Source organism: Pontibacter liquoris, assembly GCF_022758235.1.
Classification (GTDB): Bacteria; Bacteroidota; Bacteroidia; order Cytophagales; family Hymenobacteraceae; genus Pontibacter; species Pontibacter liquoris.
In genome coordinates, this window is the sequence record NZ_JALEBG010000001.1 from 101,811 (window position 1) to 115,376 (window position 13,566).

Sequence of the window (13,566 nt, forward strand, 5' to 3'; positions counted from 1 at the left end):
CTGTAAAACTCGTTATTCTTATTCTTAGCGTTTGATCACGTTCAGCAGCGCATGTATAGCCGGCTCCGAAAAGGTCAGAAAAGTATTCGGGAACAAACCGATCCAGAACACCATTACAACCAGCGGAATCAGCACGGCTTTCTCGTTAAAGGTCAGGTCCGCGAACACCTCGGTGTGGGAGGACCGTGAGCCGAACATCACGCCCTGGAACATGCGCAGCATGTATACCGCCCCCAGTATAATGGTAAGGCCGGCAATAGCGCCCATCCAGCCGTTGAACTGGTAAACACCCGACAGCAGCAGAAACTCGCCCACGAAACCGCTGGTGAGCGGCAGCGCGATAGAGGCCAGCAATAGCACCATAAAATTGATCGACAGCGCCGGCGTGGTTTGCGTAATGCCACCCAGGCTGGTAATATCGCGGGTTTGGGTGCGGTTATAGATGATGTCGATGATAAAGAACAGGCCGGTAACCACCACGCCGTGGCTCAGCATCTGGATCACGCCGCCCTGCAACCCCTGCTCGTTCAGGGTAAAGATACCTGCCGAGATAAGGCCTACGTGGGCGATGGAAGAGTAAGCAACCAGGCGCTTCAGGTCGCGCTGGCGGATGGCAATGATGGAAGCGTACACGATGCCGATGATAGAAAGGATCAGCACCACTTCGTCCCACTGGCTCACGCCTAGCGGCACCACCGGCAACAGCCAGCGCAGCACACCATAGATACCCATTTTGAGCATAATGCCCGACAGTAGCATGGTGCCTGGCGTCGGCGACTCGGTGTAGGTATCGGGCTGCCAGGTATGGAACGGGAACACCGGCATTTTAATGGCAAAGGCAATGAAGAGGAACCAGAAGATCCAGCTTTGTGAGCTGCTGCTCAGGGCCAGATCATAAAAGGCGGTCAGGCTGGCAGAGTGCGGCGAGGTTGCCGTTGCACCCGTCTGGAAGTATAAGTATACAAAAGCAGCCAGCATCAGCAGCGAGCCGAAGATGGTGTACACAAAGAACTTAAAGGTAACCGGCACCCGGTTGGCCCCGCCCCAGATAGCGCAGATAAAGTAGATCGGAATGAGGGCAAGCTCCCAGAAGAAGTAAAATAGGAACGCATCCAGGGCCACAAACACGCCCAGCAGGCCCGTTTGCATAAACAGGATGAGTGCGTAGAAAACGTTCGGGTTTTTATACGTGTGCTTGAAAGACGACAGGATGATGAGCGGCACCAGGAACGTGGTCAGCAGTACCATCAGCAGGCTGATGCCATCGATGCCGATAATAAAGCCGATGCCGGCGCTGGGCACCCACGGAATATTCAGGGCATATTGAATGCTGCCACTCTCGGTGTTAAAGGTTGAGGTAGCAAAAAGCGCCAGGGCAAATTCCACGAGCGCTGCGATAAAAGCCACTCTCTTGGCACTTTGTCCTTTTATCAGCAGCACGAGCAGTGCGGCCAGGGCAGGCCAGAAAAGTAATAGAGCTGTAATCATCTTCTAAGAACCTTATCCGATAAAGAAGTTTAAAAATAGAATCAGGGCGATGCTGCACACCATTACCAGCAGGTAAAAGCTGATGGCCCCGCTCTGTGCGTAGCGCAGCGTGCGGCCGCTAAGTATAACAAACTTACCCACGCCGTTCACAAGGCCATCTACCAGCACCACGTCCACAAAGCGGTACACAGTATGGGAGAGCCACATTACCGGGCGCACGATGAGCGTGTTGTACAGTTCATCGATATAATATTTGTTGTAAAGCAGGTTGTGCACAGGAGCCAGGTGGGCACCTTCTTCGGCGGGCACTTCCTCTTTTTTGATGTACATAAAGTAGGCAATGATAATGGCCAGCACAGCTACACCCACCGAAACCGCCATCAGAATGAATTCCAGTTCGTGTGAGATAGCGCCGGTTTCGAAGGCTGCCGGGTTAATGCCCCGCGCATAAGTATAAAGCGGTGCTAGGTACTCGCCCAACACGTGCTTGGCACCAAATACCTCCGGAATGCCCAGGAAGCCACCAACGGTAGCAAGTATGGCCAGCACGATCAACGGAATGGTCATCACGGCAGGCGATTCGTGCAGGTGATGTTTCTGCTCTGCTGTGCCGCGGAACTTGCCAAAGAAGGTAAGGAACAGGGCCCGGAACATGTAGAAGGCCGTCATAAAGGAGGCCAGCACCCCGATGCCCCACAACACCTTGTTGTGCTCGAATACGTGGGCCAGCAACTCGTCTTTAGAGAAGAAACCGGCAAACGGCGGAATACCGGAAATAGCCAGCGTACCGATCAGGAAGGTGATAAAGGTGATAGGAAGTACTTTGCGCAGACCGCCCATGCGGCGCATGTCCTGCTCGTTGCTCATGGCGTGGATCACAGAACCGGCACCCAGGAAGAGCAGCGCTTTAAAGAATGCGTGCGTGAGCACGTGGAACATCGAAGAAGAGAAGGCCATCACACCCAGCGCCAGAAACATATAGCCTAGCTGCGATACGGTAGAATAAGCCAGCACCTTTTTGATATCGTTCTGCACCAAGCCGATGGTGGCAGCCAGAAGCGCGGTAGCCGCACCGATAATAGCGATCACATCCAGGGTGGTAGGAGCAAGTATAAAGAGCACGTTCGAGCGGATCACCATGTAGATACCGGCCGTTACCATGGTAGCAGCGTGGATCAGGGCCGAAACCGGCGTAGGACCCGCCATCGCATCAGGCAGCCAGGTAAACAAAGGGATCTGCGCGCTTTTACCCATTGCCCCGATAAAGAGGAACATAGTAATGGCGATCATCACGGGTGTGTCCAGGCCGGTCATTTTGCTGGCCTCGGCAAACACCTGCGGGTAACTCACGCTGCCGAACGTAATAAAGATCAGGAAAATGCCCAGCAGAAAGCCCAGGTCCCCGATACGGTTCATGATAAAGGCTTTCTTGGCGGCGTTGTTATAGTTGGTGTTCTTGTTCCAGAAGCCGATGAGCAGGTAGGAGCAAAGGCCTACGCCTTCCCAGCCCACAAACATCATTACATAGTTGGAGCCCATCACCAGCAGCAGCATCGAGAACATGAACAGGTTCAGGAACGAGAAGAACTTGCCGAAGCCTTCGTCGTGGCTCATGTAGCCGGCCGAGTAAAGGTGGATCAGAAAACCAATGCCTGTCACCATCAGCAGCATGAGCAGCGTGAGCTGGTCAATGAGGAAAGAGAAACCGATATGCAGGGTGCCCGCCGAGATCCAGTTGTAGTAATCTACGGTATAAGGCTGGCTGCCATTGGCTTTGAAATCAAGGAACAGGTAGATGGAAATCAGGAAGGAGGCCAGCACGGTGGCGCAGCCAATCAGTCCTACCAGGCCTTTGGCAATTTTGCGGTTGCCCAGCCCATTCACGATAAAGCCAAGCAGTGGCAGCAACGGAATAAGCAAACAGAGCAGTGCCATGTCCTGGTTTATGCTGGGCATTACTATCTCTTGCATCTGGTTTTAGAGTTTAAGAAGGTATTCAGGGAGAAAAATAAAGGGACTACCATTTGAGTTCGTTCAGCAGCTGCACGTCAGTGGAGCGTGTATTGCGGTAGGTCATCACGATAATGGCCAGCCCCACACATACTTCAGCGGCCGCCACAGCCATGATAAAGAAAACGAATACCTGTCCGCTGGAATCAGCGCGGTAAGAGGCAATGGCGGTAAGCAGCAGGTTTACGGCGTTGAGCATCAGCTCCACACACATAAAAATGACGATCGCATTGCGGCGGGTCAATACGCCGATCACCCCGATAGCAAACAGGGCCGTGCTGAAGTATAAATAGTAGTTAAGCGGAATAGTTCTGATAATATCAGGTATCTGGTTCATGGTAAGTGGGCCTGAACGTATTAGGAGTTATAACAATCCAAAAATCAAGTCGCAAAGTTATCCCCATTTTTTAAAAATCCATAACATATTTCCTATTCTTCTTAGCTGTTTCGATAACCGGGCTGCTTGTTTTGGTACAATTCGACAAATGCAGTGGCAATGCCGAAATAGTCCGCTTTAAGCTGCAGTAAATCCAGTCCGGCCGCACCTGCAGCCTGCTTGCCGCTATCTCCGGTGCAGGCGGCCACAGCAGCATCAGGGTTGGTGGGGCATGTTCGGGCGCGCCAAACTTTACGTATGACGGTTTATACTTCTAAAGAACTTCTATGCGCTTGTTTAAAACGATGGCTATACTCTTCTCTGCGGCTTCGCTGGCAGGCTGCCAGCAAAAATCAACGCCCGTTTCTTCTCTCCCCGCGGAGGATATGGAAGCGGTGATACAGAAAAAGGTCTTCTACCAGGATCTGCCTTCCGGTTCAGGCATCGAGGCAGCCGGAACGGGTTTTTATGTGGTGGGCGATGACTCGCCTTATTTATACTTGCTGGATGCCAGCTATACGATTGTGGAGAAAACCGCCTTGTTCGATACGACCAGCTTTGCCAGCGGCCGCATCCCCAAGCTGGAAAAGGCAGACCTGGAAAGTATGGCCCACTTCCGCTACAAAGACGCCGATTACCTGCTGCTGCTGGGGTCGGGTTCTGCGGCCACGCGCAACAAGGCGTTTATCGTAAAGCAATCTGCCCCGGCGGAGCAAGTACGGGCCCTGGATATCAGTCCTTTTTATACTTTCCTGCAAAAGATACTGGCCCGCCATAGCAGCGAAGTGCTCAACATTGAAGGCCTGGCTGCCGACGATGCGCATTTTTACCTCTTGCAGCGCCGGCTGGCTCCTGGCGTAAACACCATTTTCCGATTCGACAAAACAAAATTGCTCGAGTACCTGATGGAAGGGCGCGCGTTGCCCGATGCAGCGACCTTCTACATCCGTCTGCCGCAGCTAGGGCCTTATGAGGCCGGCTTTTCGGGTGCCTGTATCTACGATGACAAGCTGTTCTTTTCCGCTTCTATTGAGCAGTCGCTTAACCCGGTGGATGACGGGGACGTGCTAGGCAGTTTTATCGGTTTTATCCCGCTTTATACTTTAGGAAGAGCCGGCAATGCCACCGAACCCCTTTCGGTTACAGCCTTGCCGCTCCACCATGCCGACGGCTCGCTGTATACCGGCAAAGCAGAATCGGTGGTAGTGCAGGAAAAAGACGAGAACGGCGGCTATAAAGCCCTGCTGGTGTCTGATGATGATCTGGGCCACACTGAACTACTGGAGGTAACGCTGCAACCGAAGACTAAAGTGAAGGAATAAGTATGAATAAAGTAGAAGGAATAACGGAAAGGCTTAATCCTTTCCTTGTCATCCTAGAAGGATTTTGTGGGCAAGTTGCGGAGGCTCCTCTATACTTCAATTTGCAAAGCAAGAGCAAGCTTTTCGCCTCGCCGGCGGGGCCTTCCTTTTCTCCTTGATGGGAGTAGGGGCCCTCGATAAGAGAAAAGTAAGCAAAAGAATCAAGACGATTTTGAATCGAGGGCCCCTACCCCCACTCGCTGAACGCTCAAACAAAAAATCGTCAAATACTGCACCTGGCTCAAGTGTTCGCTTGAACGGAGGTAAGCCACACTTTTTGTTAAACGCTATGGCCTTCGCTCGCCTCTGGCGAGTGTGCGAAATTTCGTGGCGTCCCGCCATGTACTGACATAAACAAATCAAATTGGCCGGAGGCCGCCGAATAGCTCACACTCGCCGGAGGCGAGCGAGGGCAGAAACAAAAAAGCCGGCACATCCGCGCCGGCTTTATACTTTATATGATATTGACCAAGCATCCGCTTGTGCCTTGTTCTATCAACTAAATTGATTCTTTGTAGCGGCTCGTTTTTAGAAGTGGCGTTCGCCTACTTCTCTCTTGCCCAGCATAACGGCACCCACCATGGCTACCAGGAACAGCACCGAGGCCAGCTCAAAAGGCAGCAGGTATTGGGTAAACAGCACGGCGCCCAGGTTCTCCACCATACCTGTCTGCGAGGTAAAGGTGTCGGCATCGTAGCCCGCTACGGTTGTGTCTTTTAACGCTGCGAACATCACCACGAAAAGCAGGCCACCAGCAATAGTACCGGCAAACTTGCTCAGCGTAGAAGCTTTTACAGCAGTATCCGAATGCTTATTCATGTTCAGGAACATGATCACGAACAGGAAAAGCACCATAATGGCGCCGGCATATACGATGATGTTCACGGCCGCCAGGAACTGCGCATTCAGCAGAATATAATGGCCCGAGATGGTAAAGAACGTAATGATCAGGAACAGCACGCTATGCACCGGGTTTTTGGAAATTACCACCATCAGGGCGCACAGCAGCGTAAGGGAAGCAAGAAAGAAAAAAAGACTCTCCATCAGATTATTTTGTTTCAGTGGTTTTCAGAGGCTCTACCAGGCGGTCTTTGCCATAAATGAACTCGTCGCGCTCGTAACGGGCCGGCGCAAGTTTATCGTCTTGTAAGAAAATGGCAGCTTTCGGGCAGGCTTCTTCACAAAGGCCGCAAAAGATGCAGCGCAGCATGTTCACCTCGTATGTCACCGCATACTTCTCTTCGCGGTACAGGTGCTCTTCGCCTTTCACGCGCTCGCCGGCCGTCATGGTAATGGCTTCGGCAGGGCAGGCCACGGCACAAAGGCCGCAGGCGGTGCAACGCTCGGCGCCATTCTCATCGCGCTTCAGCACGTGCAGGCCACGCCATACATCGCTGCGCTCGCGTGTTTGCTCAGGGTACTGTACCGTTGCTTTTTTCTTGAAGAAGTGTTTTATGGTAATGCCAAGCCCCTGGGCAATAGCAGGCAGGTACGCGCGCTCCGCGAACGTCATCTCCTTCTTCTCCAGTTGCTTTCTTCTATTAGATAGTGGTTCCATTTCTTTCTGCTTATGAGTGTTGGCGTGTGTCTGATCTTTTAACAGCGATCAGGGGGCCAACATTCAAGTTTAAGTTAAAATAAGTAATCTTTTAGCAGAACCCCGCCGCCTGTCAGGATAATGTTCAGGATAGCTAGCGGGATAAGGATCTGCCAGCCCAGCTTCATGAGTTGGTCGTAGCGGAAACGCGGAAGCGTCCAGCGAACCCACATGAAGAAGAAAATGAACAGGAATATCTTGGTAAACATTGCGGCTACGCCTACCAGCGTTACCACGTTGTTGCCCAGTACCGGGTCCGTAAAGGCCTGGCGCAGGTTGTCCATGAACGGGAAGTTGTAAGCGCCAAAGTATAGCGTCGACATCACAGCTGAAGCTACAAAGATGTTGATATACTCAGCAAACAGGTACATGCCCAGTTTCATGGAGCCATACTCGGTATGGTAGCCACCGATCAGTTCGGCCTCCGATTCCGGTAAGTCGAACGGCGTACGGTTTGTTTCGGCAAAGGAGCACACCAGGAAAATAATGAAGCCCAGCGGCTGGTACCAGATGTTCCAGTTAAAACCGTGCTGCTGTTCTGCTATTTCACGCAACGACAGCGAGCCGCTCAGCATCAGCACTGCAATCAGCGTAAGGCCCATGGCCAGTTCGTAGCTGATGTTCTGCGATGCCGCCCGGATAGCGCCCAGCAGCGAGAATTTGTTGTTCGAAGCCCAGCCCCCGATCATCAGGCCATAAACGCCCAGCGACACGACGCCAAACACATACAACACGCCAATGTTTACTTCTATGGCCTGCAGGTATATTTCGCGGCCACCGATCAGCAGCATGTCGCCAAATGGAATCACTGCGCTCGACATAGTCGCTACCAGCATGGCAATGCCGGGCCCGATGATGAACAGCGCCTTGTTTGCTTTGGCTGGGATAAAGTCCTCTTTAAAGAACAGCTTGCCGGCATCAGCCAGCGGCTGCATCAAACCGGCAGGGCCGGCGCGGTTCGGGCCTACGCGGTCCTGGATAAAGGCGGCTATTTTACGCTCAAAGTAGGTAGAGTACGTCGCTATCAGCAGTGTGATACCGAAAATCACCAGAATGTAAATCCCTTTGTATAGTAGGTCTACTGACTCCATATGTTATTCCTGCGGCAGGCTTTTCTTGGTAGATACTGGTAAATTAGGTACGATCGGTACGTTGATCACCGGCAGCTCGTAATGGTTAGCCGAGATAACCGAATGCCGGTCGATGTGGCGCGGACCTTCGATGGTCCAGTCGCTTACCTCCTTTTTATCAAAGCGGCAGGTGTTACAGATAAACTCTTCCACCTCGTTGTACTGGTCCTTGCGGGCTGTTACCCGAAGTACGGCATCGCCGCGTGTCCAGAGCGTTACTTTACCAGAGCAGGTCGGGCAGTCGCGGTGCGCATCCAGCGGCTTTGTGAACCATACGCGGTTTTTAAAGCGCCAGGTTTTGTCTGTCAGCGCGCCCACCGGACACACATCAATCACGTTGCCGGAGAACTCGTTATCCACAATGTTCTCGATATATGTTCCTATCTCGGCCGCATCGCCACGACCCAGCACACCATGCACACGCTCAGGCGTCAGTTGGTCGGCGGTATACACGCAGCGGTAGCACAGGATGCAGCGCGTCATGTGCAGCTGGATGTATGGGCCCAGATCCACTTTGTTAAAGGTGCGGCGCTCTTCCTCGTAGCGGGTGGCGCTCACGCCATGCTCGTAGGAGAGGTCCTGCAGGTTGCACTCGCCGGCCTGGTCGCAGATAGGGCAATCCAGGGGGTGGTTGATGAGTAGCATTTCCACGATGCCTTTGCGGGCGTTGAGCACTTCTTCGTTGGTGGTGTTCTCCACTACCATGCCGTCCTGCACCTGCGTGATGCACGAGGCAACCAGCTTGGGCATAGGGCGGGTGTCTTTGGCAGAGCCCTGTGTTACTTTTACCAGGCACACGCGGCATTTGCCACCGCTGCCTTTCAGCGGTCCGTAATAACACATGGCGGGCGGCACTACTTTGCCTCCTATTTTTCTAGCGGCCTGCAGGATGGTAGTTCCATCTTCTACCTCTATCTCGATGCCGTCTATCGTTACTTTAGCCATTTTAATTATCGTTATTCGTTATTCGTTGTTCGTTATTGGCAAACACTCCAAACGATTTAAGCTATACTTTCCTTTTCAGGATATTTATACTTTCATTTTTTGTCATCCTGAAAGGATCTTGGTTGAAGGGAACTTAGGCCTTTGCTATTATCCCACAAGTTTCTTTCAGAATGACAAAAGTGTATTTATTTTTTAGGCTACAATTTCCGCCAGCTGGCCACGGTAAACTGCGCCCGGTAAAGTTGCCTCTTTCGGGTGCTTGATGTGCCACTCGAATTCGTCGCGGAAGTGGCGGATAGCAGCCGCTACCGGCCATGCGGCCGCATCGCCCAGCGGACAGATCGTGTTACCCTCAATCTGCTTGGCTACGCTTACCAGCAGGTCGATGTCCTGCTGATGGCCGTGGCCATACTCGATGCGGTGCAGCACTTTCTCCATCCAGCCGGTACCCTCACGGCATGGGCTACACTGGCCACACGACTCATGATGATAGAAGCGGGCATAGTTCCACGTGTTACGCACAATGCACTGGTCCTCATCAAACACGATAAACGCGCCCGAGCCCATCATAGAGCCTGTCACAAAACCGCCGTCAGCCAGCGATTCGTACGTCATCAGGCGGTCTTCGCCGGCAGCGGTCTTCAGTATAAGGTTCGCAGGCAGGATCGGAACGGAAGAACCTCCCGGCACCACGGCCTTCAGCTGCTTGCCCTTCCAGATGCCACCGCAGTACTGGTCTGAGTAGATAAATTCTTCTACCGGCACGCCCAACTCGATCTCAAATACGCCCGGGTTGTTGATGTTACCGCTGGCCGAGATCAGTTTAGTGCCCGTGCTGCGGCCAATGCCTATTTTGGCATACTCGGCGCCGGTGTTGTTCACGATCCACGGCACCGCGCAGATCGTTTCCACGTTGTTTACCACCGTAGGGCTCTGGAACAAACCTTTCACTGCCGGGAACGGCGGCTTGTTGCGCGGGTTGCCGCGTTTGCCCTCCAACGATTCCAGCAGGGCTGTTTCCTCGCCGCAAATGTAGGCGCCCCCTCCGGGCGCAACATGCAGGTCCAGGCTATAGCCGGAGCCCAGTATGTTTTTGCCCAGTAGACCGGCTGCGTATGCTTCCGCAATCGCTTTTTCAAGTATGCGCAGCACAAACATAAGCTCGCCGCGGATGTAGATATAGGAGGTGTTGGCTCCCAGCGCATAGCTCGAGGTGATCATTCCTTCGATTAGCGCGTGCGGGTTGTGCTCCATAAACCAGCGGTCCTTAAAGGTGCCCGGCTCCGACTCGTCGGCATTGCAAACGAGGTAGCGCGGAATACCTTCGGGCTTAGCCAAAAAGCTCCATTTCATACCTGTCGGGAAGCCGGCGCCCCCACGACCACGCAGGCCGGAGGTTTTTACCTCTTCCACCACCTCATCCGGAGTCATCGTTTTCAGGGCTTTCTCTACCGAGCGGTAGCCGCCCTGCTTACGGTATACTTCCAGCGTTTCGATGCCGGGTACGTTGATATGTTCGGTTAGTATTTTAAGTCCCATTGTAGCAGGATGTATGTATGGCCGCTTTTATACTTAAGGCTGCCGGTTTGCTATACTTGACAAAGGATTTTTTGACAAAGGACAAAAGAGATAAAGGATTAGGTCTTTTGTCTGCCTGTCTTTTGTCACAAAGTCCAAAAACTTACTTCTGATGATAAGGCGTTTCAACCGGGGTGTTGCGCATCATCTCCAGGAACTCGTCTACCCGCTGTTCGCTGTCGATGTTCTCGTAGAATTTTTCACGCACCTGCAACATCGGCCCTGATCCGCAGGAAGCCAGGCATTCTACCGGCTTAAGCGTAAACATGCCGTCAGTGCTTGTTTCGCCTTCTTCGATGTTGAGCTTCTGCTTCAGCGTTTCGATCAGCTGGTCGGCGCCACGCAGGCAGCAAGGGCCCGTGCGGCATACTTCCAGCACGTGCTTGCCAACCGGCTTAAGGTTGAACATGGTATAGAACGTGGCTACCTCGTATACTTCGATGGGCTGGATGTGCAGGATCTCGGCAATGGTGTCCATTGCTTCGGGGCTTACCCAGCCGCCCAGCTCAGCCTGCGCAACGTGCAGGATCGGGAGCAGGGCAGACTTCTGCCGGCCCTCGGGGTAATGGCTGATGTAGCGCTGCATTTCGGCCATGGCCGCATCAGAAAACGTCACTTTGTTTATAGTCTCTGCCATTTTTAGATTGTCATCGATCCTCTTTGCAGGGAGCAATGTGAAATGGTATATAAATGAATGTTTAAGCGTCCAGCTCGCCGGCAATTACGTTCAGGCTGCTCAGCGTCAGGATCGCATCCGCCAGCTGGCCGCCTTTGATCATCTCGGTGTAAGCCTGGTAGTAAATAAAGCAAGGGCGACGGAAGTGCAAACGGTATGGTGTGCGGCCACCGTCAGAGATCAGGTAAAAGCCCAGCTCGCCATTGCCACCTTCCACGCTGTGGTATACTTCGCCCACCGGAATATCAGCCTCGCCCATCACAATTTTAAAGTGATAGATCAGGGCTTCCATGCTGCGGTATACTTCCTGCTTTGGCGGCAGGTAAAAGTGCGGCGCATCGGCGTGGTAAGAGCCTTCGGGCAGGTTGTTGTAGGCCTGCTCAATGATCTTTAAGCTTTGCCATACTTCCTCGTTGCGCACCAGGAAGCGGTCATAAGTATCGCCTTTGGAGCCTACCGGTATTTCGAACTCGAAGTCCTCGTAAGACGAGTAAGGGTTCATTACGCGCACGTCGTAGTCTACGCCGGTTGCCCGCAGGTTAGGGCCCGTAAAGCCATAGCTCAGTGCACGCTCGGCCGAGATAGCACCTACGTCAGTTGTTCTGTCGATGAAGATCCGGTTGCGGGTAAACATCTTCTCAAACTCGGCCCATACTTTAGGGAAGCGCTTGAGGAACTCGCCGATCAGGTGCAGGGCTTTGGGCGAAAGATCGCGCTCCATGCCCCCGATGCGACCCATGTTGGTGGTCAATCGGGCGCCGCATACTTCCTCGTAGATATCGTAAATGTGCTCGCGCTCCTGCATCACGTATAGGAAGCCGGTAAAGGCGCCGGAGTCCACCCCCAGGATCGAGTTACAGATCAGGTGGTCAGAGATACGGGCCAGCTCCATCATGATCACGCGGATGTACTGCGCACGCTTCGGAATGGTGATGCCGAGCAGCTTTTCTACTGTCATATGGTAGCCCATGTTGTTGATAGGCGACGAGCAGTAGTTCATGCGGTCGGTGAGCGGCGTGATCTGGTAGAACGGCCGGCGTTCCGCTATTTTCTCGAAGGCCCGGTGAATGTAGCCGATGGTGGGCACTGCGTCCACGATCTTCTCACCGTCCATCTGCAGGATATTCTGGAAAATACCATGCGTGGCCGGGTGGGTGGGGCCCAGGTTCAGCGTGGTAAGGGGCCGCTCCTCCGTCAGGGCTAGGCCATGTTTCAGGCGGAACTGCTCCATTTCGGTAAGCGCTGCGGTTTTATTTTCAGTAGCCATGCTATTGTGTCCTTTGTTAGCTGCCGGTTATACCTGTTCTAAAGTAGGGCGGCAGTAAATTGGCTTAACGCCCGAAAAACGTATCTATCTTATCTTCCCTTGTCTGGTCTTCCAGCGGGTATTGCTTCAGCATTGGGTGGTACTCCATCTCTTCGATGTTCAGGATCCGGGTCAGGTTCGGATGGCCTGTAAAGATAATGCCATAGAAGTCAAATGCCTCGCGCTCCATCCAGTTGGCGGCTGCGTAGAGGTTGGTCAGCGTAGGCATCACCGGGTCGCTGATAGGGAAGAACACCTTGATGCGCACACGGTAATTATAGCGCAGGCTGTGCAGCTGGTACATCATGCACAGCTCCTTGTCCTTCTGGTCAGGGTAATGGATACCGCACATGGTGGTGAGGAATTGGATCTGCAGGTCCGCATCATCGCGCAGATATTGGATCAGATCGATGATGGTTTCGCGGGTGGTCTGAAACGTCATAATGCCATCCGGGTTCACTGCATCCCAGATGTTATCGATCCCAAACTTATCGATGATCTTGCCGAGTACGTTTTCGTTCGTAAGCTCCATTGCTTATTTAATGTTGTAAGAGGCTAAAAGGGCCTGGTATTCCGGTGAGTTGCGGCGGCGCAGCGATTCGTTTGCTGCCAGGTCCTGCACGCGCATCAGCCCGTCCAGGATCTGTTCAGGGCGAGGCGGGCAGCCCGGCACGTACACGTCTACCGGTACTACACGATCGATGCCCTGCAGCACGGAGTAAGTATCGAAAATGCCGCCGGAAGAGGCACAGGCACCCACGGCAATCACCCAGCGCGGCTCGGCCATCTGCTCATACACCTGCTTTACCACAGGGCCCATCTTTTTGGCAATGGTACCCATCACCATCAGGATGTCGGCCTGGCGCGGCGAGAAGCTGGGACGCTCCGAACCGAAACGGGAAATATCATAGTTGGCTCCCATGGTAGCCATGTACTCAATACCGCAGCAGGAGGTAGCAAACGGCAACGGCCACAGCGAGTGCTTGCGGGCCAGCCCGATTACTTTCTCGAAAGAGGTGGCAAAAAAGCCGGCACCGGATATGCCATCGGGTGCGTCTACTAATTTGATATCGTTATTTGATTCGCTCATTTTAAGGAT

General features: G+C 53.2%; 14 protein-coding genes. 1 reads left to right on the forward strand and 13 read right to left on the reverse strand.

From position 1 onward, the window contains the following. Positions 1-24: 24 nt before the first annotated feature. The 4 genes from LWL52_RS00410 to LWL52_RS00425 form a co-directional block, all read right to left on the reverse strand. Positions 25-1,488: a complex I subunit 4 family protein gene (locus LWL52_RS00410; RefSeq protein WP_242916150.1), complete on the reverse strand. Its 1,464-nt coding sequence runs from the start codon at positions 1,486-1,488 to the stop codon at positions 25-27. Between the two features lie 12 nt (positions 1,489-1,500). Then, positions 1,501-3,459 carry an NADH-quinone oxidoreductase subunit L gene (gene nuoL, locus LWL52_RS00415; protein WP_242916151.1) on the reverse strand — a complete coding sequence of 653 codons (1,959 nt, stop codon included), beginning with the start codon at positions 3,457-3,459 and terminating at the stop codon, positions 1,501-1,503. A 46-nt stretch (positions 3,460-3,505) separates the two neighbouring features. Then, the gene (nuoK, locus tag LWL52_RS00420; RefSeq protein WP_242916152.1) at positions 3,506-3,835 is read right to left on the reverse strand and encodes an NADH-quinone oxidoreductase subunit NuoK; all 330 of its coding nucleotides are present in this window, start codon (positions 3,833-3,835) and stop codon (positions 3,506-3,508) included. A gap of 101 nt (positions 3,836-3,936) precedes the next feature. Beyond that, the gene (locus LWL52_RS00425) at positions 3,937-4,083 is read right to left on the reverse strand and encodes a hypothetical protein (RefSeq protein ID WP_242916153.1); all 147 of its coding nucleotides are present in this window, start codon (positions 4,081-4,083) and stop codon (positions 3,937-3,939) included. A 96-nt stretch (positions 4,084-4,179) separates the two neighbouring features. Here LWL52_RS00425 and LWL52_RS00430 point away from each other — a divergent pair, with 96 nt between their 5' ends. After that, a complete protein-coding gene (locus LWL52_RS00430) occupies positions 4,180-5,196 on the forward strand; it encodes a DUF6929 family protein (RefSeq protein ID WP_242916154.1) in 1,017 nt (338 codons plus the stop codon). A 567-nt stretch (positions 5,197-5,763) separates the two neighbouring features. Here the strand turns inward: LWL52_RS00430 and LWL52_RS00435 are convergent. The 9 genes from LWL52_RS00435 to LWL52_RS00475 form a co-directional block, all read right to left on the reverse strand. Then, positions 5,764-6,279, reverse strand: coding sequence for an NADH-quinone oxidoreductase subunit J family protein (locus tag LWL52_RS00435; protein WP_242916155.1), 516 nt, complete (start codon positions 6,277-6,279; stop codon positions 5,764-5,766). A 4-nt stretch (positions 6,280-6,283) separates the two neighbouring features. Further along, on the reverse strand, positions 6,284-6,793 hold the full coding sequence (locus LWL52_RS00440; RefSeq protein WP_242916156.1) for a NuoI/complex I 23 kDa subunit family protein: 510 nt from the start codon (positions 6,791-6,793) through the stop codon (positions 6,284-6,286). A 74-nt stretch (positions 6,794-6,867) separates the two neighbouring features. Beyond that, complete coding sequence (gene nuoH / locus LWL52_RS00445; RefSeq protein ID WP_242916157.1) at positions 6,868-7,923, reverse strand: NADH-quinone oxidoreductase subunit NuoH; 1,056 nt, start codon at positions 7,921-7,923, stop codon at positions 6,868-6,870. A 3-nt stretch (positions 7,924-7,926) separates the two neighbouring features. Next, a complete protein-coding gene (locus LWL52_RS00450) occupies positions 7,927-8,907 on the reverse strand; it encodes an NADH-quinone oxidoreductase subunit G (protein WP_242916158.1) in 981 nt (326 codons plus the stop codon). Positions 8,908-9,099: 192 nt separating this feature from the next. Continuing rightward, positions 9,100-10,446 carry an NADH-quinone oxidoreductase subunit NuoF gene (gene nuoF, locus LWL52_RS00455; RefSeq protein ID WP_242916159.1) on the reverse strand — a complete coding sequence of 449 codons (1,347 nt, stop codon included), beginning with the start codon at positions 10,444-10,446 and terminating at the stop codon, positions 9,100-9,102. 142 nt (positions 10,447-10,588) lie between these two features. After that, positions 10,589-11,122, reverse strand: coding sequence for an NADH-quinone oxidoreductase subunit NuoE family protein (locus LWL52_RS00460; protein WP_242916160.1), 534 nt, complete (start codon positions 11,120-11,122; stop codon positions 10,589-10,591). Between the two features lie 61 nt (positions 11,123-11,183). Then, entirely contained in the window at positions 11,184-12,392 is a 1,209-nt protein-coding gene (gene nuoD / locus LWL52_RS00465) for an NADH dehydrogenase (quinone) subunit D (protein ID WP_242920615.1), read from the reverse strand. 100 nt (positions 12,393-12,492) lie between these two features. Continuing rightward, entirely contained in the window at positions 12,493-12,999 is a 507-nt protein-coding gene (locus tag LWL52_RS00470) for an NADH-quinone oxidoreductase subunit C (RefSeq protein ID WP_242916161.1), read from the reverse strand. Between the two features lie 3 nt (positions 13,000-13,002). Next, entirely contained in the window at positions 13,003-13,557 is a 555-nt protein-coding gene (locus LWL52_RS00475) for an NADH-quinone oxidoreductase subunit B (protein WP_242916162.1), read from the reverse strand. Positions 13,558-13,566: the final 9 nt, after the last annotated feature.

What these genes read in the sequence shown, in the direction of transcription:
- LWL52_RS00410 (WP_242916150.1), bottom strand. Translation starts at nt 1,488, where the DNA reads ATGATTACAGCTCTATTACTTTTCTGGCCTGCCCTGGCCGCACTGCTC.
- nuoL (WP_242916151.1), bottom strand. Translation starts at nt 3,459, where the DNA reads ATGCAAGAGATAGTAATGCCCAGCATAAACCAGGACATGGCACTGCTC.
- nuoK (WP_242916152.1), bottom strand. Translation starts at nt 3,835, where the DNA reads ATGAACCAGATACCTGATATTATCAGAACTATTCCGCTTAACTACTAT.
- LWL52_RS00430 (WP_242916154.1), top strand. Translation starts at nt 4,180, where the DNA reads ATGGCTATACTCTTCTCTGCGGCTTCGCTGGCAGGCTGCCAGCAAAAA.
- LWL52_RS00435 (WP_242916155.1), bottom strand. Translation starts at nt 6,279, where the DNA reads ATGGAGAGTCTTTTTTTCTTTCTTGCTTCCCTTACGCTGCTGTGCGCC.
- LWL52_RS00440 (WP_242916156.1), bottom strand. Translation starts at nt 6,793, where the DNA reads ATGGAACCACTATCTAATAGAAGAAAGCAACTGGAGAAGAAGGAGATG.
- nuoH (WP_242916157.1), bottom strand. Translation starts at nt 7,923, where the DNA reads ATGGAGTCAGTAGACCTACTATACAAAGGGATTTACATTCTGGTGATT.
- LWL52_RS00450 (WP_242916158.1), bottom strand. Translation starts at nt 8,907, where the DNA reads ATGGCTAAAGTAACGATAGACGGCATCGAGATAGAGGTAGAAGATGGA.
- nuoF (WP_242916159.1), bottom strand. Translation starts at nt 10,446, where the DNA reads ATGGGACTTAAAATACTAACCGAACATATCAACGTACCCGGCATCGAA.
- LWL52_RS00460 (WP_242916160.1), bottom strand. Translation starts at nt 11,122, where the DNA reads ATGGCAGAGACTATAAACAAAGTGACGTTTTCTGATGCGGCCATGGCC.
- nuoD (WP_242920615.1), bottom strand. Translation starts at nt 12,392, where the DNA reads ATGGAGCAGTTCCGCCTGAAACATGGCCTAGCCCTGACGGAGGAGCGG.
- LWL52_RS00470 (WP_242916161.1), bottom strand. Translation starts at nt 12,999, where the DNA reads ATGGAGCTTACGAACGAAAACGTACTCGGCAAGATCATCGATAAGTTT.
- LWL52_RS00475 (WP_242916162.1), bottom strand. Translation starts at nt 13,557, where the DNA reads ATGAGCGAATCAAATAACGATATCAAATTAGTAGACGCACCCGATGGC.